Here is a 22,429-nt window from a genome sequence, read left to right as displayed (position 1 = left end):
GGGAGCCCGTCAGCGGGAAGCCGGCAGCGGCCACCACAACGCCTTGCGGTCCAGCGGGGTCTGCGCCGGCAGCAGCGGGTTGCGGAGCTGCAGCACCCGGCGCTGGTCGATGCGGTGGCGCTGCAGCAGATCGCCGAAGATCTGCCGCGACAGCCGCTCGAAGGTGCCGTCGGCGACCAGCGCGTCCATCCCGCGCGTCAGGTCCGCCGCGAGTCGCGGACGGCCCGGGCGGACGAACATGTAGAGCGCCGCCGGATAGTGCAACAGCAGGTAAGGGTCGATGACGAGTTGCTGCCCGGCGAAGCTGGCGAGCTCCGAATCGATCTCGAAGATCGACCGCGGGAAGTAGTCGAAGCGGCCCGAGGACAGCATCTGGAACAGGCCCTGGTAATGCGTGCTGACCTGCACCGGCAGCCCGTTGGCGCGCAGCACGGCGGTGTCCGGCCAGTCGTGCATCTGCCCGGCGGTCAGCCGCGCCAGGTCCTTCAGCTCGCGCACGTCGCGCAGCCGGTCGCGGTCGGCGGCGCGCACGAGGCACAGGCGCCAGCCGATCAGCCCCTGGTCCAGCGGCACGCGGACCGGCAGCAGGCTCCGCTCGCGTGGCGGGTCGGTCATCGTCCAGAACACGTCGATGCCGGGATCGTTGCTCGCCATCTCCAGCAGCGCGCGGCTCTGCACCATCTCCGACTTCGTCTGGATCAGCGCATAGCGCGCGCCGCTGCGTTGCAAGGCGGCGTGAAGCAGGCTGATGAAGTAGTCGACCTGCCGGTCCTGCTGCGGCAGGTGGCGTGGGTAGATGACGGTGGTGGGCTCCGGCGGCGCGGCGGCGGGCGGAACCGGCGGCGACGCGCGGGCGGCCGTCGCGGGATCGGGCAGCGCGGGCAGACCGGCGCCGAGGACCGAGGCCGCGGCAGCCTGCAACAGGTCGCGGCGGCCGGCCATCAGGCGTCCAGGAAGACCGTCAGCACGCCCGTGTAGCCGTGCAGCCGCGCGTGGGCGATCTCGCCGTTGGCGAAGAAGCCGGCCAGCGGCACCTCGCCGAGCGCGTGCTGCACCCACTGCAGCTCCGCCGACGGCGAGCCGAAGTGGGGTCCGCCGCGTCCGGTGCAGCTGAAGTACAGCGCGCCGGCCATGCGCGCGCCGCGCTCCTCGGCCTCGGCGCGGATCTCGGTGCAGATCCGGACCAGGTCGCGTCGGGCGGCGTCCGGATGACGCTCGCAGAAGCTCAGCAGCACGCCCTCGCGCATCTGTTCGGCGACGGCGATGCCGCGCCGGCCGGGGTCGAGGCCGACCAGATGCCGCACGCGGACCTCGGCACCGTATTCGCGCCGGGCGCCGGGCTCGTCGCCGAGTCCCACCAGCGTGCGGCGGAACAGCGGCATGGCCTGGCGCAGGGAGCCGGATTCGCCGGTGTAGGCGGGCAGCCGCAGGTCCTCGAGCAGCGCGTCGAGCGCGGGCTGGCCGTCGAGTCCGGTCACCAGCGGACCGTCGCAGGCGGTGACGCGGCGCTCGCGGCCGAGCGGCTGGCAACCCTGGCTGACGCGCGAGATCCAGCGCACGTCGGGGCCCAGCGCCAGGCCCGACAGCCCACCTTCGAAGACGCCGTCGGCGATCTGCACCGCGGCATCGCCGCCGCTGACCAGGCCGCCGAAGAGGTAGCCGCTGCTGCAGCGCTGGGCGAGCTCGCTGATCAGCTCCTGCAGGTCGGGCGTGCCGCCGTCGGCATGCAGCAGCAGGCTGCGGGATTCGCAGTCCGGCGTCAGCGGCCGCAGGCCCGAGAAGATCCGCCACTGGTCGGACGGCAGGTCGCAGAGCATGACCACCAGCGCGGGTTCGTCGAAATACTCGACGCCGCTGGCGCTGACCGCCAGCGCCGATGCGCCGACCCAGCCGCAGCCCGGCCAGCGCTCGCGGACTTCGTCCAGCAGCGCCTGCGCGTGCGGCACGTAGGGATGCGTCAGGTAGAGGAAACCCAGCGTCGGCGTCATGCCGGCGCGCTGCCCCTCCAGCTGCGCGCCGGCCAGGGCCAGCGCCATGTGGGGATCGGGATGGGTGGCGTGCGCCTGGAGAAAGCGAGGCATGAACGGCCGTCGGGAGGCTGGGGGACTCAGGGAGCCTTGCGTTTGGCGGCGGCCTTGCGTGCCGGCGCCGCCTTCTTCGCGGCGGGCGTGGCGGCGGGCTTGGCCGCGGATCTCGCGGGGGCCTTGGCCGCGGATTTCGCGGCAGGTTTCGCCGCCGGCTTGGCGGCCGTTGCCGAGGCGGCAGCCGTGGTCGCCGCGCTCGCTGCGGTCTGGGCCGTCTTCATCGCATTGGAGGCGACCTGCGTGAACTGCTGCGTCAGCGCGTTCCACCACTGCATCGGGTCGGCGCCGGCGGGCCTGGGGCCGGTGGCGTCGCCGGACGTCGCCCCCGCCTCCGCCTTCGCATCGGGCGTCATGCCGGGTTCCGCTCCGGCGTCCGTGCCGGGTGTCGCGTGCGCCTTGGCTTCCCGTTGCGGAGCCGCCGCGGCCGGCGAAGCGGGCGAAGCCGGCGGCACCGGCGGCGTCTTCAGCACGTCCTTCAGGTCCGCCATCGGTACGTTCATCGCGTGCAGCGTGGACAGCGTCATCCGCTGCACTTCCAGCGCCTGGATGGTCGCGGTGAGCATGCGGGCGTTGTTCTCGAGCCAGAACTGCACCGTGCGCAGTTCGCTGATGCGCTTGTCCAGTTCCTCCGGATCCAGCGTCGGCGCCACCCACTGGTTGAAGCCGGGGATCGCCGCACCGGCGTTCTTCATCAGCCCTTGCAGGAAGTCGAAGCCCGGAACGAATTTGCTGAAGTCGGTGTCCGCCATGGTGTCTCCTCGGGGCCGTCCTCGCCGGTGGCCCCGCCGTGGGACGGGGTGCCTCCGGGGGCGGCCATGGGTCCGATCCTACGTCCTGCCGGCCACCGTCCGACGTCGGGAAGGGCGCTGGCCGCGTCAGGTCGGAATGTGGTTCAGATCGGCCCAGCCGGTCCACAGGATCTGGATGCCGATGCACAGCAGCACGAAGGCCATCAGCCGCATCATGACCAGCGTGCCGACCTCGCCCATCTTCATCAGCAGCCGGCCGCCGTTGCGGTACACCAGGTAAACCACGGCGGCGGTGAAGGCCGCGCCGATGGCGGCCACGCCCGCGCCCATCACGTAGGGCACCGGCGAGCGCGGGATCTGCGCGCCCAGCGCGATCGCCGCGGCGATGCTGCCCGGGCCGGTGGTCAGCGGGAAGGTGATCGGGAAGAAGCTGCGGCGGACGATCTCCGCCTCGGTGATGTCGCCGGGCGAGGCGTGCACCACGGCGGCCTGCATCTCGTCGGTCTCGTTGCGGGTCAGCATCACCCAGGCGCTGTAGGCCACCAGCAGGCCGCCGCCGACGCGCACGACCGGCAGCGAGATGCCGAACAGGTCCAGCACGTAGGTGCCCACCAGCAGCGACACCATGATCACGACCCAGCCGTTGATCGCGACCTGGCGCGCCAGCCGCTTGAGGACCTTGTCGTCGCCGCCGGCCGCGCCGATGACGATCGGGGCCACGCCCACCGGGTTGATGATCGGCAGCAGCGTCAGCGGCACCAGGAACAGCGATTGGAGGAAGGACGGCAGGGGGTCCAAGATGGGGACTCCAGGGAAGGAATGGGGGAGGGGACGGCCGGCCCGGGCCGGCGGCGGCCCAGTGTGCCGCAACTCGGTCAGCGCGATGCGGCCCGCGGCATCAGGGTTACCTCGAAGCCCTGGTCCTTGAGCAGCGTCGTGAGTGCGCGCGGACCGGTCATGTGCATCGCGCCGACGGCCACCAGCATCGACTGGCCGCGCTGGTGCAGCTCGGAGATCCGCTGGGCCAGCATCGGATTGCGACCGTCGTTGATGCGCTGCAGCGCGGCGCGGTCGGCGGCGTCGGTCACGCAGTCGCACCAGTCGGCGTAGCGGTTCAGGCGTGCCAGGTCGCCGCGGTCGTAGACCGTCACCATCGTGTCGAGCGTGCGCAGCAGCGACTTCGGGCGTTCGAGCTGCTGCAGGTTCGAGCGCAGTTCATGCCGGGCCGCCTCCGCGTCGGCGGGCAGCAGGGCCTCGAGCTGGCCCTGCAGCGTCTCCAGCGCCAGGACCGGCAGGCCGCGGTCGCGGGCCCACTGGCTCAGCAGCATCTCCTGGCCGTAGCGCACGTCCAGTCCCAGCGTGCGGGCGCGCAGCAGCATGTAGGTGCTGGTCTGCAGCAGCGGATGCATCGCGGCGAGCGCGCGCGGCTCCAGGCAGACCGCCGCGGCCTGCGCGTCCAGGCGCTGGCGCATCGCGGCGTCCAGCGGCAGCTCGGGCATCGGCGGCATCTTCCAGGCGTCGCGGTCCAGCGGGTCGAGTTCCAGCGCGACGGCGTCGACCTCGTCCAGCGCCTGGCGCAGCCGCGGCCCGGGGGCGGCCCAGCCGGGTCTGCCGACGTGCAGGCTCGCATACAGGTAGGAGGTCCGGCCATCGCGCTTGATGGTCCACATCAGGCCCCGATCCTTGGCCTGGGCGGCCAGCCGATCGGCGGGGAGCGGCGCGGGTTCGGGCGGGCAGGTCGGCTTCGTCGGCGCGGCGAGCGCACCGGTGCCGGCCAGCAGCGCCGCCAGGACCAGCGAGCCGGCGGTGAGCGCGCGCGACGCGCGCGCCAGGAAAGTGGATGGGGACGGATTCAGCATGGACGGCACGATGCCATAGAACCGGCTTTGTCCGAGGCGAGCGGGGCACCCGCCGAAGAAGGCGTCCGAGGAGGGCGGCCGGAGAGGGCGTCCGGAGAGGGGGTCAGGTCTCGCCGGCGCGGAAGCCCATCGGGCGTCGCTGGCGCACTTCGGGCTTCACGCGGTGTTCGGCCTCGAGCAGCGTCAGGAACTCATCGGGCGACAGTGCTTCGCCGAGGATCTCGGCCTGCTGCCGCACCGCGGCGAAGTCGCCCAGCGTCAGCGCGTCCAGGGCACGCAGCCGGTCCGCCTGCGCGTCGCCCGGCGGGGTGCCGAGTTCGCGCTCGAACATCGTCAGCCGCTGGTCCGGCCGCAACGCCAGGAAGCGGATCTTGAAGCTGAAGCGGCGCAACGCCGCCTCGTCCAGGTCGTCGAAGGCGTTGGTCGTGCAGATGAAGAGGCCGGCGTGGCGTTCCATGCCGGCCAGCATCTCGTTCACCTCGCTGACCTCGTAGTGCCGCTCCGCGCTGCGGCGGCTGCGCAGGAAGCTGTCCGCCTCGTCCAGGAGCAGCAGCGCGCCTTCGGCGGCGGCGGTCTCGAACATGCGGGCCATGTTCTGCTCGGTCTCGCCGACGTACTTGGACATCAGGTCGCTGGCGAGCCGCACCATCAGCGGCCGTTGCAATGCCGAGGCGATGTGCTCGGCCAGCGCGGTCTTGCCACTGCCCGGCGGACCGTGGAAGCACAGCGTGCCCATGCCGCGGCGGCGCAGCGCCTCGATCAGGCGCGGCAACGCGAAGCGGCACTCGCAGTGGATCAGGTCGAGCGAGTAACGTGTCGCCGACGGGCGTGCCTGGGGCGAGGCGTCGACCAGCCCGAGCGCCTTGTCGGCATGCAGCAGCTGCCGGCTGACGAGGCGTTCGTTGGTCGCGGCTTGCTCGGCGCGGTCCTCCGCCACGTGCTCAGCCGCTTGCCCGGCGCCCAACGCGGCGCCGTCCTCACCTGCCGCACGTCCGGTCCCCGCCAGCCGCGCGAATCGCACGGCGGTACGCACCTGCGCCGGCGTCAGGCCGCGGCGCTCCGACAGCCGCTCGGCGAAGCCCTCGGGCACCGGCAGATCCTCCAGCGCCTTGCGCACCAGCCCCAGCCGCGCGCCCGGAGGCGGCGATGTCAGTTCGAGGTGGTACTGGAAGCGGCGCCGGAAGGCCGGGTCGATGTGCTCGATGCGGTTGGTGATCCACAACACCGGGACGGGGTTGCTCTCGAGGATCTGGTTGACCCAGGCCTTGCCGTTCACCGTCATCGTCGCGGGCATCTCCAGCGCCGCGTCCAGCCGGGCCATCAGGTGCGCGGCGTCGCCGCTCAGGTGCGGGAAGACGTCCTCGACCTCGTCGAACAGCAGCGCCACGTCGCGGCTTGCCTTCAGGAACACCTGGCTGATCTGCAGCGAGCGGTAGCGGTCGCGGCCGCTCAGCGCATTGCCGTCGCGATCGGCGTATTCGACCTCGTACAAGCCCAGGCCGGCCTCGCGCGCGACGACCTTCGCCAGCTCCGTCTTGCCGGTACCGGGCGGACCGTAGAGCAGCACGTTCACGCCGGCCTGCCCTTGCGCCACCGCCCGGCGCAGCAGCGTCGCGAGCAGGGTCACGTCTTCCGCGATGAAGTCGAAATCGGCGCGCTGCAGCGGGCTCGGCGTCACCGGACGCGTGAACACGGCCATCAGGTCCTGCGGGCCTTCGTAGGCCCGCATCAGCACCGGCGGGAGCTGCTCGCTGACCTTCATCAGGTCGGAGAGGTCGGTGATGTTGTGTTCGGCGATCAGGTTCTCGATCATGCCGACCCGCTCCAGCCGGGAGCCGGCGCGCAGCGCGTCGGCCACCTCGTGCGGATCGACGCCGGCCACTTCCGCGATCGCGGCGAAGGCCTCCTGCGCGGTATTGACCTTGAACTCGACCAGCGCCCCGCGCAGTTCGCGCTGGTAACGGGCCAGCGTGCCGTAGAGCAGCAGCGCGCGCTCGGCCGCGTTCAACTGCAGCAGGCGGCCGAGGACGTCGATGTTCTGCTCCACCAGCGTGGACCGGCTCCGCAACGGGCCGTCGAGCGCGTCGCAGGTGCAGGACAGCAGTGCCAGCAGGTCCTTGGGCGCATCCTTGATGTATTCGTCGAGGTAGAAGAACAGCGTGCCTTCGGCGAAGGGGCCACGCCAGACGCCATGCCGGCCAAGGAACGCGGTGTCGCCCAGCCGTTCATGACCGGCCCACAACGCATGGCCCTGGCAGCGTCGCGCGAGGTAGGCGCGGACCCGCGCGAGCACCTGCGGCGGCCAGACGAGGTGACGCGCCGTCAACGCGAGCAGACCGCTCAGGTCGCGGCGGGGATTGAAGCGGTTGGCGTGGCGGACCGTCAGCGTCAGCACGAAGTGCGAGCACATGCGGTCCAGCACCGGGCTGTCGGACAGACCCGGCGAGTCCAGCGGAAGCTGCGAGCGCTTGCCCATGATTCGTGCGGGAGGGGATCTCCGGAACGAGGACGGCGTCGAGGACGCGGACATGGCCCCGGACCCGGGCGCCGCTCGCCGCATCACCCCTCGGCGGGGCGCGGCTGCACGATCTTGGCGCAGGGAAAGAGGGAGGACAAGCCCCGGCGAAGGATGCCTGTCTTGCGGAACGCCAAGCGTGGGCGCCGCCACTCCGGCCCCATTGACGCTCGCTGACTGCCCGTCGGCGAACGATGGGCTGGCTGCGTTCCAGGGAACGGAGGGGGCTGACGATCAATGCATGATCACGGGCTGCTGGCCCAGGTTCGCGTACTGCGCGATGAAGGCGTCGAGGTCGTCGACGTCGGGACCCTGTTCGATGAGCGCTTCGACGCCCTCCTGGAAGGTCTGGGCCAGGGCCCCCTCGATGAAGATCTCCTTGCGGCTGAACTTGTCGACGATCTCGAAGCCGTCACGCTGCAGCGAAGGCAGGTTGGTGTGATCCACCTGGGCGGCGTGCGCGGCATCGCCAGCGGACGGAGCGACCGGAACATCGAACTGGACGACGATGTAGCTCGGTGAGTCGTAGAGCATGTGCATGAAGGACTCCTTGGTTGGAGGAGTTATGGCCTGTTGCGGCGGATTCAAGACCCGTCGCCCCCAACCCAGGCCATGACCCATGGTGGCAGAACTTGCGGAACACGCTGCACCGTGTCTCAAGCATTTGTGGTGCCAACCGCACAGGGTTTCACGGATATACGAACCGTAACGCGCACACACGGGACGGAGGCCAAACGGACATGTGCGCGGCTGACAGGCTCACTCCAGCAAGCGGAGCGCCCACTGTTCGTCGTCGTCCAGGCTGAAGCGCAGGTCCACGGCCAGGAACCCGCGCTGGCCGTCGAGCCAGACCGACCACTGCAGCGCGGGCCGGCCGGCGCCGCGGGCCAGGTCGCGCCGCAGCAGCCAGCGGTCGCCGTCGCGCGCGACCACCTCGAAATCCCAGTCGTCGACGCCGCTCGGACCGGCCACCGGGATCCGCAGACGCTGCCCGAGATGCGGCGCCGGTTCCGCCGCCATCATCGCGGCCAGTTGCAGCCACCACGACAGCCGGTCCTGTGTGCCCGCCGACAGCGGAAAGGCGCGTGCGCCTACGAGCAGAACCGGCCGCGCGGCGTCCCGGTCGAAGACCTGCAGTTCGCGCTCGCGGCCCTGGCGCCAGACCCGGTGCCGTTCCGGCTGCAAACCTTGCGGACCGACGCGGCCTTCGCTGTGCCAGACCGGCAGCTCGCGATCGCCCGCGCGGCGTTCGAGGGTGATGTCGTAGCGGCCGTTCCCGATGTGGAAGTCCAGCGCGGCCTCGCCGGGTTGACCGTCGATGACGAACGCATAGGCGAGGGCGCCGTCGCCGTGCAATGGCATGGCGAGCAGCGCGGGCACGGGGCGGGTCTCGGGTGGGTGGGCGGGCGCGGTCGCGGGGGCGGGGACGCGCGCGTCACGCGGGACGGAGCGACCACGCGCGTGGTCGGTCCGGGCATCACCGCGGGCATCACCGCGTGGGCTGGTGCGGGGGTTGGTGTGGTCGTGGGCGCGGGCAGCGTCTCGATGACGCGGGAGGCGATCGCCGGGGTGTCGACCGCCTGCGGCAGCGGGCGCTCCGACAGCGCGCCCATCACCCCCGCGTGCAGCATCAGCGCCCCGGCGACCGCCGCCGCGAGCGCGACCCGGTCCTGAGGTGAAAATGCCGCCAACGATCGCCCGACGAATGACTGTCCGCTCACCACAATGAAACTTGCCACCTACCGCGACGGATCCCGCGACGGCCAACTGGTGGTCGTGTCGCGAGACCTCAGCCAGGCATGCTATGCCAACGGCATCGCGACGCGCCTGCAACAGGTGCTCGACGACTGGAATTTCATGGCGCCCCAGCTGGAGACGCTGTCTCAGTCGCTGAACCACGGTCGTGCGCGCCACGCGTTCGCGTTCGACCCGAAGCAATGCCTGGCGCCGCTGCCGCGTCTGGCCGGCTGGATCGCCGGGGAGGCCTACCCCGGTCAGGGTCAGGCCTTGCGTGAACGCGGCCTCGCCTGGCCGGAACGTCTCAGCGCGCCGCTGCTGCGCGCCGGAGGCGCCGAGGCGTTGCTAGGCCCCACCGAACTGCTGGACCTGCGCACCCCGGGACTGGAGCCGGAGCCGCAGCTCGCCGCGTTGACGGGCGATCTGGCGCAGGGCGCCGTGCCGTCGCAGGCGCTGGAATCGATCCGGCTGCTGATGCTGGTCAGCGACTGGGTGCTGCGGCCGGTGCAGCAGGAGGAACTCGCCAACGGCTGGCCGGCGCTGCACAGCCGCCCGGCGCTGCAGTTCGCGCCGGTCGCCGTCACGCCCGACGAGCTGCCCGGCGCCTGGTACCTCGGTCGAGCCGCGCTGCAGCTGCAGGTCATGCGCAACGGGCGTAAGCAGGCGGTCGTCGACGCGAAGACCGGCATGAAGTGGTCGCTCGGTGACCTGCTCGCCGAGGCGGCCCTCAACCGGCCGCTGCGCGCCGGCACGCTGGTCGGCGCGGGGTCGCCGGTGCTCGGCAAGCCGGTGGTGCTGGAGCCGGGCGACAGCCTGCGCATCGAGTTCAAGCTCGGCGATGGTCCCGGTCCGTTCGGCGCCATCGACATGGACCTCGCGGAGTCGGAAGATGCCGCATCGGGCGACCTTGCATCGGACGACGCCGACGCCGGGGACACCCGGGCGATCGACGCCTCGAATGACACGTCCGAGGTCGTCGAGGTCCCGGCCCCCGCCCCCGACGCCGCTGAGCCGGCCACCCCTGATGCTGATGAAGGAGACTCCGATGAACCTGTTTCGCCGTGACCTGATCGCGCTGCTGGGCGCGGGGTGCGCCTCGCCCTGGGCGATGGCGCTGAGCCTGAGCGAGGGCGACGCCGCCACCGGCGTGCGCGCCGCCCTCGAGCGCGGCGCGCAGGCGGCGCTCGCCAACCTGGGCCGCACCGATGGCTTCCTGGGCAATCCCCAGGTGAAGATCGAGTTGCCCGGTGCGCTGAAGGACGCTGCGCGCCTGCTGCGCACCACCGGCCAGGGCAAGCGCATCGACGAGCTGATCACCTCGATGAACCGCGCCGCCGAGCAGGCGATGCCGGAGGCCCGCCAGCTGCTGGTCACCACCGTGCGCAACATCAGCGTCGAGGACGCGGTGAAGATCGTGCGCGGCGGCGACAACGCGGTGACACAGTTCTTCGAGGAGAAGACCCGCTCGCCGCTGACGACGAAGTTCCTGCCCATCGTGACGAAGGCCACCGAGCGCCAGTCGCTGAGCGAGAAGTACAACGCGGTGGCCGGCAAGGCGTCCGGCTTCGGGCTCATCCGCAAGGAGGACGCCAACCTGCAGGGCTACGTCACCGACAAGGCGCTGGACGGCCTGTATTTCATGATCGGCCAGGAAGAGAAGAAGATCCGCCAGGATCCGGTCGGCACCGGCAGCGCGATCCTGAAGAAGGTCTTCGGCGGATGAGCGCATTGCCCGACAGCGGCGCCGTGGACACGCCCTGGCTCGACCGCTCGCACGATCTGGCGACCGTCGACGCGCTGCGCACCGTCTACGAGGCGCCGACCGCGCCCGCCACGCTGGACAAGGAATGCGACCACGTCCACCCGCTGTACCGGCCGTTCATCGAGGCGTCACCGTTCGCGATTCTCGCGACGCGCGGTCCGCATGGTCTGGACACCTCGCCTCGCGGCGACGCGCCGGGCTTCGTCGAGGTGGCCGATCCCAAGACGCTGCTGCTGCCGGACCGCCGCGGCAACCACCGCATCGACAGCCTGCGCAACCTCGTCCACGACCCGTCGCTGGCCCTGCTGTTCCTGATCCCGGGCATCGGTGAATGCCTGCGCGTGAACGGCGTCGGCCGCATCAGCGCTTCGCCGGGCTTGCGGGAGCGTTTCGCGGTCGAGGGCCAGTTGCCGAAGTCGGTCCTGGTGATCGAGGTGCATTCGGTCTTCTTCCAGTGCGCTCGGGCGGTCAAGCGCTCCGGGCTCTGGCATCCGGATCGGCACGTCGAGCGCACGACGCTGCCGTCGACGGGCTCCATCCTGGCCGGCCTGAGCGCGTCGTTCGACGGCGCCGCCTATGACGCCGAGCTGGAAGATCGCCAGCGCCGCACGATGTATTGACGCGTTTCCTACAATCGGCTCATGAACGCCTCGACCTCCGCCCGTCCCGCCGTCACCTACACCCGCGGCGCCGCCTTGCCCGCCATCCTGGCGCAACGCATCGCCGTCCTGGACGGCGCGATGGGCACGATGATCCAGCGCTACAAGCTGACGGAAGCCGACTTCCGCGGCGAGCGCTTCGCCGATCATCCCAAGGACCTCAAGGGCAACAACGACCTGCTGGTGCTGACCAAGCCGGAGGTCATCAGCGAGATCCATCGCCAGTACCTGGACGCCGGCGCCGACATCATCGAGACCAACACCTTCGGCACGACCACCGTCGCGCAGGAAGACTACGGCCTCCAGAACTACGCCTACGAGATGAACGTCGCCGCCGCGCGCCTGGCGCGCGAGGCCTGCGACGCGTTCAGCACGCCGGACAAGCCGCGCTTCGCCGCCGGCGCGCTCGGCCCGACGCCGCGCACGGCCTCGATCAGCCCGGACGTCAACGACCCTGGCGCCCGCAACGTCGACTTCGACACGCTGCGCGCCGCGTACTACGACCAGGCCAAGGCGATGCTGGAAGGCGGCGTCGACCTGTTCCTGATCGAGACCATCTTCGACACGCTGAACGCCAAGGCCGCGATCTTCGCGGTCGACGAGCTGATGGACGACACCGGCGAACGCCTGCCGGTGATCATCTCGGGCACGGTGACCGACGCGTCGGGCCGCATCCTGTCGGGGCAGACGGTGACGGCGTTCTGGCACTCGGTGCGGCACGCGCAGCCGATCGCGATCGGCCTGAACTGCGCGCTCGGCGCGGCGCTGATGCGGCCCTACATCGAGGAGCTCTCGAAGGCCGCCGGCGACACGCCGATCTCCTGCTATCCGAATGCCGGCCTACCCAACCCGATGAGCGACACCGGCTTCGACGAGACGCCGGACGTGACCGGCCGACTGGTCGGGGAGTTCGCCGCGGCGGGTTTCCTGAACATCGCGGGCGGCTGCTGCGGCACGACGCCGGACCACATCCGGGCGATCGCGCAGAAGGTCTCCGCCTACCAGCCGCGCCGTTGGGGCAGCAAGCTGTTCAGCGGGCTGGTCGCCGAAGAGGCCTGAGCCTCAATACAGCTTCAACATCGCGTCCATGTTGATCCGCAGGCGGATCTCATGCGGCGCGAGGCTGGCCGTGATGGCCTGGGCCTGCAGGCGCGTGTCGCGCAGCACCGGCGAGGTCAGCGGCGTGCCGCTGCGGCCCAGCAGCGAGGCCACCAGCGGCGCGTTGGCGCTGTGCCCGCGCTTGAGGACCATGCCCTCCTCGCCGTTGGCCAGCCGGACCAGCGAGCCCGGCGGATAGAGCCCGATCGCCTTGATCAGCGCGGCGCCGGCCTCGTCGGGCTGCTGGAGTTCGTCGAGGTAGACCGCCCGCGCCGCCTGCGCCGCGGACAGCGGCCGGCGGCTGCGCCGCGGGCTCAGGCGCGCGCCGTAGACGTCGGCGCGTCGCAGCAGTCGCGCCATCAGCTCGCCGTCGGAACGGCCGCTCAGCGGCCCCGGACCGGCGTCGTGGTGAAGGCGGACAGCGGTCAGCCAGTCCTCGTCGTCGACACCGATCGACAGCAGTGTCGCCGCCGCGCGATCGCCGTGGCCGGCGAGCTGCTCGCGCTGCGCCTCGCCGAGTGATTCCGGACGCATCGCGTGCTGGTCCTGCTGCGCGCCGCTGTCCAGGTTCATCGTCAGCGCCGCCAGGCCGAGCGTGCGGCGGCGGCCTTCGCCCCAGCCGAGCTGGCGCGTCGTCATCTCGACCAGCGCCAGCGACAGCAGCGCATGTCGCGCGCTGTACTGCAGCGGTTCCTGGCCGGCGTCGTGCACCAGCATCGCCAGCGACGCGTCGGGCTGCTGCGTCAGCCGCGCCAGCACCTTGTCGAGCAGCTCCGTCAGGCGCATCAGGAACTCCGGCCGCCGCGGATCGCGCAGCACCTGCTGCGCGTGCCACTGCAGGTCGGCCCAGATGGCGGTGTGCGCCGGCGCCGCCTGCTGCGATACCGGCATCGGCCGGGTGGGCTTGTAGTCGGCGGTCGCGTTGGCCAGCGCCGACATCGAGGCGCCCTGCAGCATCATCGTGTCGAGCTTGTGGGCCAGGGCGCGCTGGTATTCGCGAGTCTCGTGCGCCTGCACCCAGGGGCCGCGGGCGAGCAGGTCGCGGACCTGCGGCGTGTCGGGCAGCGGATGTCCGGCGGCGAACAGCAGGTGCCCCGCCGCGTCGCGCAGCGAGAACGTCAGCACCTGTCCCACGCGCAGGCTGTTTGGTGGCAGTTGGACCAGATCCACGGTGCCTTCCCTTCGACGTGTCGTCGTCTTGTCGTTGTGCCCGGGAGGATAGGGGCGCCGGAGGCGGGGCAAGGCAATACGGCACGAACAATCCAGGGCCGGATCGGTAGAATGCACGCTGTTCCCGCCCCCGGCAAGGCCGCACCCGCGCCCCTGCGGCGGCGGTGGTTTCCGAGGAGCGTTGCGACAGGTCCCGTCACCCGGGTGCCCGCCAGGCTCGGAACGGCGGTGTCGGACTCCCCGGACACCGCCTCACAACGGCGCTCACCGACCCGCGTTCCGCGGGGTTGCGGTGAGTTGCGCGGCCCCGTCTTCCGTCTCAGCTCGCGTCCGACTCACGTCCAGCTCACGTCCAGCTCAGAAAAGCGCCGCCGCCATGTCCGCTTCGAATTCCTCCACCCCGGCCTCCACCCCGGCCTCCGCCTCCGACCTCTCCGCCGCCGCGCGCGCGACGCCCGTCGCCGTGCCGCCGATGAAGCTCTCCGGCCTGGAGCCGGTGAACATCGGCGCCGGCACGCTGTTCGTGAACATCGGCGAGCGCACCAACGTCACCGGCTCGAAGGCGTTCGCGCGGCTGATCCTGAACGGCGAATTCGAGGCCGCGCTGAGCGTCGCCCGCCAGCAGGTCGAGAACGGCGCGCAGGTCATCGACATCAACATGGACGAGGCCATGCTGGACAGCAAGGCCGCGATGGTGCGCTTCCTCAACCTGATCGCCTCGGAGCCCGAGATCGCGCGCGTGCCGATCATGATCGACTCGTCCAAATGGGACGTGATCGAGGCCGGCCTGAAGTGCATCCAGGGCAAGGGCATCGTCAACTCGATCTCGCTGAAGGAAGGCGAGGCGGAGTTCCGCCGCCAGGCCAAGCTGATCCGCCGCTACGGCGCGGCCACGGTGGTGATGGCCTTCGACGAGACCGGCCAGGCCGACACCTACCAGCGCAAGACGGAGATCTGCACCCGGGCCTACCGGATGCTGGTCGACGAGATCGGCTTCCCGCCCGAGGACATCATCTTCGACCCCAACATCTTCGCGATCGCCACCGGCATCGAGGAGCACAACAACTACGCCGTCGACTTCATCGAGGCCACGCGCTGGATCAAGCGCAACCTGCCCGGCGCGAAGGTCAGCGGCGGCGTGTCCAACGTGTCGTTCAGCTTCCGCGGCAACGAGCCGGTGCGCGAGGCCATCCACACGGTCTTCCTGTACCACGCGATCCAGGCCGGCATGGACATGGGCATCGTCAACGCCGGCATGGTCGGCGTCTACGACGAGATCCCCGCCGACCTGCGCGAGCGCGTCGAGGACGTGGTGCTGAACCGCCGCGAGGATTCCACCGAGCGGCTGCTGGAGGTGGCCGAGACGGTCAAGGGCGCCGCCAAGGACGACAGCGCCAAGCTGGCCTGGCGCGCCGGCGACGTCGCCGCGCGGCTGTCGCATGCGCTGATCCACGGCATCACCGATTTCATCGTCGAGGACACCGAGGAAGCCTGGCAAGGCATCCGCGCCGGCGGCGGCCGCCCGCTGCACGTGATCGAGGGCCCGCTGATGGCCGGCATGAACGTCGTCGGCGACCTGTTCGGCGCCGGCAAGATGTTCCTGCCGCAGGTGGTGAAGAGCGCGCGGGTGATGAAGTCCGCCGTGGCCCACCTGGTGCCCTACATCGAGGAAGAGAAACGCCTGATGGCCGAAGCCGGCGAGGACGTGCGCTCCAAGGGCAAGATCGTCATCGCGACGGTGAAGGGCGACGTGCACGACATCGGCAAGAACATCGTCACGGTGGTCCTGCAGTGCAACAACTTCGAGGTCGTCAACATGGGCGTGATGGTCCCGTGCCAGGACATCCTCGCGAAGGCCAAGGTCGAGGGCGCGGACATCATCGGGCTGTCGGGCCTGATCACGCCCAGCCTGGAGGAGATGCAGTACGTCGCCGCCGAAATGCAGCGCGACGACTACTTCCGCATGAAGAAGATCCCGCTGCTGATCGGCGGCGCGACGACCAGCCGCGTGCACACGGCCGTCAAGATCTCGCCCCATTACGAAGGCCCGGTGGTCTATGTGCCGGACGCGTCGCGCTCGGTGGGCGTGTGCTCGGAGCTGCTGTCCGACGAACGCGCCACGCGCTTCATCGACGAGCTGAAGTCCGACTACGAGAAGGTCCGCGTGCTGCACGCCAACAAGAAGCAGACGCCGATGGTGACGCTGGCGCAGGCGCGAGCGAACAAGCATCGCGCCGACTTCACAGGCTACCAGCCGGCGGTGCCGCATTTCATCGGCCGGCGCCAGTTCCGCAACTACGACCTGGCCGAGCTGGCGCAGTGCATCGACTGGGGCCCGTTCTTCCAGACCTGGGACCTGGCGGGGCCCTTCCCGGCCATCCTCAAGGACGAGGTCGTCGGCACGGAGGCGCAGCGCGTGTTCAGCGACGGCAAGCGCATGCTGCAACGGCTGATCGAGGGCCGCTGGCTGACCGCCAGCGGCGTGATGGGCCTGTACCCCGCCGCGCAGGTGAACGACGACGACATCGAGATCTACAGCGACGAGTCGCGCACCGAGGTGCTGATGACCTGGCGCGGGCTGCGCATGCAGTCCGAGCGGCCGGTCGTCGACGGGGTGCGCCGGCCCAACCGCGCGCTGGCGGACTTCATCGCGCCCAAGGGCTCGGTGCCGGACTACATCGGGCTGTTCGCGGTCACCGCCGGCCTCGGCGTGGACAAGAAGGAACAGCAGTTCATCGACGATCTGGACGACTACTCCGCGATCATGCTGAAGGCGCTCGCGGACCGCCTGGCCGAGGCCTTCGCGGAACGGCTGCACCAGCGCGTGCGGCTGGACCTCTGGGGGTATGCGGCGGACGAGACGCTCAGCAACGAGGAACTGATCGCCGAGTCGTACCGCGGCATCCGCCCGGCGCCCGGCTACCCGGCCTGCCCGGATCACCTGGTCAAGCGGGACATGTTCCGCGTGCTCCAGGCCGAGGACATCGGCATGGCGCTCACCGAGGGCATGGCGATGACGCCGGCGGCCAGCGTGAGCGGCTTCTACATGGCGCATCCGGAGGCGGCGTACTTCAACGTCGGCCGCATCGGGGACGACCAGGTCGCGGACTGGGCGGCGCGGATGGCGCTCGATCACCAGGACGCGCAGCGGGCGCTGGCGCCGCTGCTGGGCTGACGACGGCCGCGCCGATCGCAGGTCCAGGCGGCGCCGGGCGACGTGCCGGCGCAACGAAAACGGCAGGACGCGGCCTTGTCCTACAGGCCGCGTTTCACCCCTTTACAAACGGGACAGTTTTCGGCCCCCGCGACTTGTAACAGCGTGGCATTCTTCGCCCATCCCCCGTTGCTAGGGGAAAACCATAAGAGGTGAACCATGGCGTTGAATACCAATCAGAAGATCGCGGCAGGGGCCGTTGGGGCGACCGTGCTGGTCGTGGCGGCTTTCTTCGCGGGGCGGCAAGCCGCGCCGTCCATGCCCGATTCGCCGGTCGCGGCGACCGAGCAGCAGGGCAACATCGTCGACCGCAACGGCGCCAACGCCGCGGACGAAGCGCGCGCGGCGCGCCGCTCCGGCGATGACGCCGTCCAGCCGCGCAACGACTCGCGTCGTGTCGCGCAGCAGCAGCCGTCGCGCGACGGCGGCTCCACCGGTTATGCGGACAACGCCGGCACCGGCGGGACGGCGCCGGCCGAATCCCGCATCTGCGCGTCCTGCGCGACGGTGCTGTCGGTCCACACCGAGGCCCGCCAGGGTCAGGGCACCGGCATTGGCGTCGTCGGCGGCGCGGTCGTCGGCGGCCTGCTGGGCAGCGCGGTCGGTGGCGGTACCGGCAAGAAGATCGCCACGGTCGGTGGCGCGGTCGCGGGCGGCTACGCCGGCAACGAGATCGAGAAGCGCCAGCGCAGCACCACCGTGTGGGTGGTCAAGATGCGCAACGCCGACCAGAGCAACCGCACGATGACGTTCAGTCACGACCCGGGCGTGCAGACCGGCGACGTCGTGCGCGCCAGCGAAGGTCAGCTGATCCGCCAATAAGCGCCGCGCGGAGTCGCGCGCGCTCATCGACAACGCCGGCGATGCCGGCGTTCTCGTTTCTGGAACGGGCCCAGCCCTGCGGAGGCGAGGGTCAGTCGTTGCGCCCCGGCAGCGCCCGGCGCCACTGGATCGCTTCGGAGACATGCAGGGCCGTGATGACGTCGCTGTCTGCGAGGTCGGCGACGGTGCGCGCGATGCGCAGCACCCGATGGAAGCTGCGCGCGGACCAGGCCAGCCGGGCCGCCGCGCGATGCAGCATCGACTCGCCCTCCGGCGACATGCCCAAATGTCCGTCGAGCTGCCCGGCGGACAGCATCGCATTCGAGCACCCTTGTCGCCTGACCGCGCGATCACGGGCTGCGGCGACGCGGGCGGCGACCGTGGCGCTGGTCTCCCCGTCCGCGGCCGCCGACAGGATGGCCGGGGACAGCACTGGCACCTCCACCGTCAGGTCGATGCGATCGAGCAGCGGACCCGACAGGCGGTTCTGATACCGCGTGACCTGATCCGGAGAGCATCGGCAGGCCTTGGTCGGATTGCCGAGATGTCCGCACGGGCAGGGATTCATGGCGGCGACGAGCTGGAAGCGCGCCGGGAACTCCGCCTGGTGCGCCGAGCGCGAGATGTGGACCCGACCGGTCTCCAGCGGCTCGCGCAGGGCCTCCAGCGACATGCGCTGGAATTCCGGCAACTCGTCGAGAAACAGCACGCCGTGCTGCGCGAGCGTGATCTCGCCCGGCCGGGGCGGCGAGCCGCCGCCGATCATCGCCGCGGCCGAGGCGCTGTGATGCGGCGCCCTGAAGGCGCGTTGCGCCCACATCGACGGACGGAACTGGCCGTTGGCGCTGAGCAGCGCGGCGGACTCCAGCGCCTCCGACTCCGACAACGGCGGCAGCAGCGTCGGCAGCCGCTGCGCGAGCATCGACTTGCCGGTGCCTGGCGGGCCGACCAGCAGGATGCTCAGTCCGCCCGCCGCGGCGATTTCCAGCGCACGCTTGGGACCCGACTGACCCTTGATGTCGCGCAGGTCCAGCGGCGTCTCGCCGCGCGGCGGCGGATCGCGCTGCACGCGCGGCAGGGGGCTTCGCTGCGCGGCTGCAGCGCGTTGACGAGATCGAGCAGGTGCGCCGCCTCCCGCACGATGAGCCCCTGCACCAGCGCTGCTTCGTCAGCGCAGCCGCGCGGCAGGATCAGTTCCCGATCGAGCTTCGCGGCGCGCAACGCAAGCGCCATCGCCAAGGCGCCCTTGATCGGCCGCAGTTCTCCCGACAGGCCGAGCTCTCCGGCGCATTCGATGTTCGCGAGCATCTCCGCGTCGATCTGCCCGCTGGCAGCCAGCAGCCCCAGCGCGATCGGCAGGTCGAAGCGCGCCCCTTCCTTGGGCAGGTCGGCCGGCGACAGGTTGACCGTGATGCGCTTGTTGGCCGGGAACTCCAGCCCGCTGCTCTGGAGCGCGGCGCGCACGCGCTCGCGGGACTCCTTGACCTCGAGGTCGGCCAGCCCCACCAGCGTGAAGCTGGGCAACCCATTGGCCAGGTGCACTTCCACTTCGACCGCGGCCGCGGACAAACCATCCAGCGCGCGGCTGTGGATGATGGAGAGGGACATCGCCATGAGATGTCGCCTCGCTTCAGCGGTGGGGCAGGCCCTGGCGCACGGTCACGTCGCTCCGGCTTTCATGCATTCCGTCGCCCGCCATTCGAAGCCCTTCCGCACTCGTTCGGTTCATGAGCTCCGCAGTGTCCGCAGCGAACGATTTCACGGCTAGCACCCTGTTGGGGCGTTTCAAGGGTTAACCAATCCCCCGTTCGCGCATGCATTTGGTGCGCTTTGATGCGTGACGGGGCGGGATCGGCAACCGTTCGTCGCGTTGTGAGCCGGAATGGGGCCCTTTCGGGGGAGGCTGCGCTTTCGGGATTGCTTGGCACAAAAGCTGCAAAGCCTCGTCCGGAAGCAGTCGCCCAGAGTCGCCCCAACAATCAGGAGCCCCCGCGCATGAAGTCCATCGCCGTCGTCCGCGCCGCAGCCGTCGCCGCCATTGCCGCCATCGCCCTTCCGGCGCTGGCGCAGGAGGCCAATCCGCTGTCCTTCAACGTCAGCGTCACCTCCGACTACCGCTACCGCGGCATCTCGCAGACGCGCCTCAAGCCCGCCCTGCAAGGCGGCGTCGATTACGCCCATTCGAGCGGCTTCTACATCGGCGCCTGGGCCTCCACCATCAAGTGGATCAAGGACGCCGGCGGCGACGCCGACATCGAGATCGACACCTACGCCGGCTACAAGACCGAAGTCGGCGGCGGCGTCACCGTCGACGTCGGCTTCCTGCGCTACAACTACCCGAGCAACAAGCTCCAGACCAGCGCCAACACCAACGAGCTGTACGGCGCCGTCTCCTACGGCCCCGCGACGCTGAAGTACTCCCACTCGCTCAGCAACCTGTTCGGTTTCGCCGACTCCAAGCAGAGCGGCTACCTCGACCTGAGCGCGACCTTCGACGTCGGCGGCGGCTTCTCGCTGACCCCGCACGTGGGCCACCAGAAGGTCAAGAACAACAGCGCGGCCAGCTATACCGACTACGCGGTCACGGTGAACAAGGACTGGTCCGGCTTCACCTTCGGCGCGGGCTTCGTCGCCACCAACGCCGAAGGCTACATCGGCGGCAAGAACAAGGACCTCGGCAAGAACGGCGTGGTCGTGTCCGTCAAGAAGGTCTTCTGAGGAGCTACGAATGAAACTGATCACTGCCGTCATCAAGCCCTTCAAGCTGGATGAAGTGCGCGAGGCGCTGAGCGCCATCGGCGTCCAGGGGCTGACCGTCACCGAGGTCAAGGGCTTCGGCCGCCAGAAGGGCCACACCGAGCTGTACCGCGGCGCGGAGTACGTCGTCGACTTCCTGCCCAAGGTGAAGATCGAGGCCGCGGTCTCCGATACCGTCGTGGAGCAGGTCATCGAGGCGATCGAGAACGCCGCCCGCACCGGCAAGATCGGGGACGGCAAGATCTTCGTCTCCCCGCTGGACCAGGTGATCCGCATCCGCACCGGCGAGACCGGTCAGGACGCGCTCTGATCACCGCCTGAATCCGCGGCCCCCGAGGGAGGCCGCGCCGTCCTCCGCAGCAGTCCTTCGCCGTCCCGCGCGCCGCAGTCCCGCGCGTCCGCCGATCAAGATCCAACGAAGAGAGTCCCGATCATGAAGAAACTACTCGCCTGCCTGGCCTTGGCCGCGGCAGCCTTCACCGGCCTGGCCCCCGCGGCCATGGCGCAGGATGCGGCCTCCGCGCCCGCCGCCGTCGCCAGCGAGACCACCGCCCAGGCCCCGGCGCCGTCGGCGCCGGTCGCCGATGCCGCCGCGCCTGCCGCCTCGGCCCCCGCCGATGCCGCGTCGGCTGCCGCCGTCGCGCCGCCCGTCATCAACAAGGGTGACACCACCTGGATGATGGTCTCCACCCTGCTGGTGATCATGATGACCGTGCCCGGCCTGGCGCTGTTCTACGGCGGCCTGGTCCGCAGCAAGAACATGCTGTCGGTGCTGATGCAGGTGATGGTCACCTTCTCGCTGATCGTCGTGCTGTGGGCCCTGTACGGCTACAGCCTGGCGTTCACCGAAGGCAACAAGTTCATCGGCGGCTTCGACCGGCTGTTCATGAAGGGCATCTGGGACAACGTCGCCGGCACCTTCGCGCCGGGCGCGACCTTCAGCAAGGGCGTCTACATCCCCGAGATCGTGTTCGCCGCCTTCCAGGCGACCTTCGCCGGCATCACCTGCTGCCTGATCGTCGGCGCCTTCGCCGAGCGCATCAAGTTCAGCGCGGTGCTGCTGTTCATGGTCCTGTGGTTCACCTTCAGCTACACGCCGATGGCCCACATGGTCTGGTTCTGGATGGGCCCGGACGCCTACACCTCCGCCGCCGTGGTCGATGAGATGAACGGCAAGGCCGGCCTGCTCTGGCAGTGGGGCGCGCTGGACTTCGCCGGCGGCACCGTGGTGCACATCAACGCCGCGGTCGCGGGCATCGTCGGCGCCTTCATGGTCGGCAAGCGGATCGGCTACGGCAAGGAAGCGTTCACGCCGCACAGCCTGACCCTGACGATGGTCGGGGCCTCGCTGCTGTGGGTGGGCTGGTTCGGCTTCAACGCCGGCTCCGCGCTGGAAGCCAACGGCTTCGCCGCCCTGGCCTTCATCAACACGCTGTTCGCCACCGCCGCCGCGGTGCTGGCCTGGTGCGTCGGTGAAGCGCTGCTCAAGGGCAAGGCCTCGATGCTGGGTGCCGCCTCGGGCGCCGTGGCCGGTCTGGTCGCGATCACCCCGGCCGCCGGCAACGTCGGCATCGGCGGCGGTCTGGTGATCGGCCTGGTCGCAGGCTTCGCCTGCCTGTGGGGCGTGTCGGGTCTGAAGAAGCTGCTGGGCGCGGACGACTCGCTGGACGTCTTCGGCGTCCACGGCGTGGGCGGCATCGTCGGCGCGCTGCTGACCGGTGTCTTCAACAGCCCGAGCCTGGGCGGCCCGTCGGCCGTCGGCGACTGGGTGACCGCCGCGACGATCGCGCCGGACGCCTACTCGATCGGCACGCAGGTCTTCACGCAGCTCAAGGCCGTCCTGCTGACCGTCGTGTGGTCGGGCGTGGTCTCGGTGATCGCGTTCAAGGTCGTCGACCTGGTGATCGGTCTGCGCGTCTCCGAAGAGGAAGAGCGCGAAGGCCTGGACATCAGCTCGCACGGCGAGACCGCTTATCACAAGTGATCGACAAGTAAGAACTTCA

18 protein-coding genes, 1 pseudogene and 1 riboswitch are annotated in these 22,429 nt (G+C 70.2%); of the genes and pseudogenes, 9 read left to right on the top strand and 10 right to left on the bottom strand.

Annotated elements, in window-relative coordinates:
- Positions 1 to 9 precede the first annotated feature (9 nt).
- The 8 genes from ACQ86G_RS05570 to ACQ86G_RS05535 form a co-directional block, all read right to left on the bottom strand.
- Positions 10 to 942, bottom strand: a complete 933-nt coding sequence (locus ACQ86G_RS05570) for a substrate-binding periplasmic protein (protein WP_431259669.1) — start codon at positions 940 to 942, stop codon at positions 10 to 12.
- The gene (locus ACQ86G_RS05565; RefSeq protein WP_431259668.1) at positions 942 to 2,081 is read right to left on the bottom strand and encodes an FIST signal transduction protein; all 1,140 of its coding nucleotides are present in this window, start codon (positions 2,079 to 2,081) and stop codon (positions 942 to 944) included. The genes ACQ86G_RS05570 and ACQ86G_RS05565 overlap by 1 nt, the downstream gene beginning before the upstream one ends.
- 26 nt (positions 2,082 to 2,107) lie before the next feature.
- Positions 2,108 to 2,833 (bottom strand): PhaM family polyhydroxyalkanoate granule multifunctional regulatory protein, encoded by a 726-nt coding sequence (locus ACQ86G_RS05560; RefSeq protein ID WP_431259667.1) that lies wholly within the window; start codon positions 2,831 to 2,833, stop codon positions 2,108 to 2,110.
- Positions 2,834 to 2,959: 126 nt separating this feature from the next.
- Positions 2,960 to 3,631, bottom strand: coding sequence for a MarC family protein (locus ACQ86G_RS05555; protein WP_431259666.1), 672 nt, complete (start codon positions 3,629 to 3,631; stop codon positions 2,960 to 2,962).
- 77 nt (positions 3,632 to 3,708) lie between these two features.
- On the bottom strand, positions 3,709 to 4,692 hold the full coding sequence (locus tag ACQ86G_RS05550; protein WP_431259665.1) for a TraB/GumN family protein: 984 nt from the start codon (positions 4,690 to 4,692) through the stop codon (positions 3,709 to 3,711).
- 103 nt (positions 4,693 to 4,795) lie between these two features.
- Positions 4,796 to 7,168 (bottom strand): ATP-binding protein, encoded by a 2,373-nt coding sequence (locus tag ACQ86G_RS05545; RefSeq protein ID WP_431259664.1) that lies wholly within the window; start codon positions 7,166 to 7,168, stop codon positions 4,796 to 4,798.
- Between the two features lie 273 nt (positions 7,169 to 7,441).
- Entirely contained in the window at positions 7,442 to 7,747 is a 306-nt protein-coding gene (locus ACQ86G_RS05540) for a BTH_I0359 family protein (RefSeq protein ID WP_431259663.1), read from the bottom strand.
- A gap of 219 nt (positions 7,748 to 7,966) precedes the next feature.
- Complete coding sequence (locus ACQ86G_RS05535; RefSeq protein ID WP_431259662.1) at positions 7,967 to 8,587, bottom strand: hypothetical protein; 621 nt, start codon at positions 8,585 to 8,587, stop codon at positions 7,967 to 7,969.
- 345 nt (positions 8,588 to 8,932) lie between these two features.
- On the opposite strand from ACQ86G_RS05535, the gene ACQ86G_RS05530 reads away from it, so the two are divergent.
- From ACQ86G_RS05530 to ACQ86G_RS05515, 4 genes are read left to right on the top strand one after another with little or no spacing between them, the layout of a single operon-like run.
- Entirely contained in the window at positions 8,933 to 10,009 is a 1,077-nt protein-coding gene (locus ACQ86G_RS05530) for a fumarylacetoacetate hydrolase family protein (RefSeq protein ID WP_431259661.1), read from the top strand.
- A complete protein-coding gene (locus ACQ86G_RS05525; RefSeq protein WP_431259660.1) occupies positions 9,990 to 10,667 on the top strand; it encodes a DUF4197 domain-containing protein in 678 nt (225 codons plus the stop codon). Before ACQ86G_RS05530 ends, ACQ86G_RS05525 begins: the two co-directional genes overlap by 20 nt.
- Complete coding sequence (locus ACQ86G_RS05520) at positions 10,664 to 11,326, top strand: pyridoxamine 5'-phosphate oxidase family protein (RefSeq protein WP_431259659.1); 663 nt, start codon at positions 10,664 to 10,666, stop codon at positions 11,324 to 11,326. Before ACQ86G_RS05525 ends, ACQ86G_RS05520 begins: the two co-directional genes overlap by 4 nt.
- A gap of 21 nt (positions 11,327 to 11,347) precedes the next feature.
- Positions 11,348 to 12,424 carry a homocysteine S-methyltransferase family protein gene (locus tag ACQ86G_RS05515; RefSeq protein WP_431259658.1) on the top strand — a complete coding sequence of 359 codons (1,077 nt, stop codon included), beginning with the start codon at positions 11,348 to 11,350 and terminating at the stop codon, positions 12,422 to 12,424.
- A gap of 3 nt (positions 12,425 to 12,427) precedes the next feature.
- Here ACQ86G_RS05515 and ACQ86G_RS05510 read toward each other — a convergent pair whose 3' ends face one another.
- Positions 12,428 to 13,633, bottom strand: a complete 1,206-nt coding sequence (locus ACQ86G_RS05510; RefSeq protein WP_431259657.1) for an HD-GYP domain-containing protein — start codon at positions 13,631 to 13,633, stop codon at positions 12,428 to 12,430.
- A gap of 167 nt (positions 13,634 to 13,800) precedes the next feature.
- Positions 13,801 to 13,906: riboswitch (S-adenosyl-L-homocysteine riboswitch) on the top strand.
- A 103-nt stretch (positions 13,907 to 14,009) separates the two neighbouring features.
- On the opposite strand from ACQ86G_RS05510, the gene metH reads away from it, so the two are divergent.
- Together metH and ACQ86G_RS05500 are read left to right on the top strand one after the other, a co-directional pair.
- Positions 14,010 to 16,808, top strand: a complete 2,799-nt coding sequence (gene metH / locus ACQ86G_RS05505; protein ID WP_431259656.1) for a methionine synthase — start codon at positions 14,010 to 14,012, stop codon at positions 16,806 to 16,808.
- 198 nt (positions 16,809 to 17,006) lie between these two features.
- Complete coding sequence (locus tag ACQ86G_RS05500; RefSeq protein ID WP_431259655.1) at positions 17,007 to 17,669, top strand: glycine zipper 2TM domain-containing protein; 663 nt, start codon at positions 17,007 to 17,009, stop codon at positions 17,667 to 17,669.
- 91 nt (positions 17,670 to 17,760) lie between these two features.
- On the opposite strand, the pseudogene ACQ86G_RS05495 reads toward ACQ86G_RS05500, so the two are convergent.
- Positions 17,761 to 19,277, bottom strand: a pseudogene (locus tag ACQ86G_RS05495) (YifB family Mg chelatase-like AAA ATPase).
- A gap of 387 nt (positions 19,278 to 19,664) precedes the next feature.
- On the opposite strand from ACQ86G_RS05495, the gene ACQ86G_RS05490 reads away from it, so the two are divergent.
- The 3 genes from ACQ86G_RS05490 (at position 19,665) to amt (ending at position 22,410) form a co-directional block, all read left to right on the top strand.
- Positions 19,665 to 20,387 carry a TorF family putative porin gene (locus ACQ86G_RS05490; protein ID WP_431259654.1) on the top strand — a complete coding sequence of 241 codons (723 nt, stop codon included), beginning with the start codon at positions 19,665 to 19,667 and terminating at the stop codon, positions 20,385 to 20,387.
- Positions 20,388 to 20,397: 10 nt separating this feature from the next.
- Positions 20,398 to 20,736, top strand: a complete 339-nt coding sequence (glnK, locus tag ACQ86G_RS05485) for a P-II family nitrogen regulator (protein WP_067279313.1) — start codon at positions 20,398 to 20,400, stop codon at positions 20,734 to 20,736.
- A 123-nt stretch (positions 20,737 to 20,859) separates the two neighbouring features.
- Positions 20,860 to 22,410, top strand: coding sequence for an ammonium transporter (gene amt, locus ACQ86G_RS05480; RefSeq protein WP_431259653.1), 1,551 nt, complete (start codon positions 20,860 to 20,862; stop codon positions 22,408 to 22,410).
- Positions 22,411 to 22,429: the final 19 nt, after the last annotated feature.

Source organism: Roseateles chitinivorans (assembly GCF_050632145.1).
In the GTDB taxonomy this organism is placed as follows: domain Bacteria; phylum Pseudomonadota; class Gammaproteobacteria; order Burkholderiales; family Burkholderiaceae_C; genus Roseateles; species Roseateles chitinivorans_B.
The sequence above is the reverse complement of the archived record's forward strand: the minus strand, read 5'-3'. Positions and strand labels throughout refer to the sequence as shown.

Excerpts from the sequence above, each read along its gene's own strand:
- ACQ86G_RS05570 (WP_431259669.1), bottom strand. The coding sequence starts at position 942 with ATGGCCGGCCGCCGCGACCTGTTGCAGGCTGCCGCGGCCTCGGTCCTC.
- ACQ86G_RS05565 (WP_431259668.1), bottom strand. The coding sequence starts at position 2,081 with ATGCCTCGCTTTCTCCAGGCGCACGCCACCCATCCCGATCCCCACATG.
- ACQ86G_RS05560 (WP_431259667.1), bottom strand. The coding sequence starts at position 2,833 with ATGGCGGACACCGACTTCAGCAAATTCGTTCCGGGCTTCGACTTCCTG.
- ACQ86G_RS05550 (WP_431259665.1), bottom strand. The coding sequence starts at position 4,692 with ATGCTGAATCCGTCCCCATCCACTTTCCTGGCGCGCGCGTCGCGCGCG.
- ACQ86G_RS05545 (WP_431259664.1), bottom strand. The coding sequence starts at position 7,168 with ATGGGCAAGCGCTCGCAGCTTCCGCTGGACTCGCCGGGTCTGTCCGAC.
- ACQ86G_RS05540 (WP_431259663.1), bottom strand. The coding sequence starts at position 7,747 with ATGCACATGCTCTACGACTCACCGAGCTACATCGTCGTCCAGTTCGAT.
- ACQ86G_RS05530 (WP_431259661.1), top strand. The coding sequence starts at position 8,933 with ATGAAACTTGCCACCTACCGCGACGGATCCCGCGACGGCCAACTGGTG.
- ACQ86G_RS05525 (WP_431259660.1), top strand. The coding sequence starts at position 9,990 with ATGAACCTGTTTCGCCGTGACCTGATCGCGCTGCTGGGCGCGGGGTGC.
- ACQ86G_RS05520 (WP_431259659.1), top strand. The coding sequence starts at position 10,664 with ATGAGCGCATTGCCCGACAGCGGCGCCGTGGACACGCCCTGGCTCGAC.
- ACQ86G_RS05515 (WP_431259658.1), top strand. The coding sequence starts at position 11,348 with ATGAACGCCTCGACCTCCGCCCGTCCCGCCGTCACCTACACCCGCGGC.
- metH (WP_431259656.1), top strand. The coding sequence starts at position 14,010 with ATGTCCGCTTCGAATTCCTCCACCCCGGCCTCCACCCCGGCCTCCGCC.
- ACQ86G_RS05500 (WP_431259655.1), top strand. The coding sequence starts at position 17,007 with ATGGCGTTGAATACCAATCAGAAGATCGCGGCAGGGGCCGTTGGGGCG.
- ACQ86G_RS05490 (WP_431259654.1), top strand. The coding sequence starts at position 19,665 with ATGAAGTCCATCGCCGTCGTCCGCGCCGCAGCCGTCGCCGCCATTGCC.
- glnK (WP_067279313.1), top strand. The coding sequence starts at position 20,398 with ATGAAACTGATCACTGCCGTCATCAAGCCCTTCAAGCTGGATGAAGTG.
- amt (WP_431259653.1), top strand. The coding sequence starts at position 20,860 with ATGAAGAAACTACTCGCCTGCCTGGCCTTGGCCGCGGCAGCCTTCACC.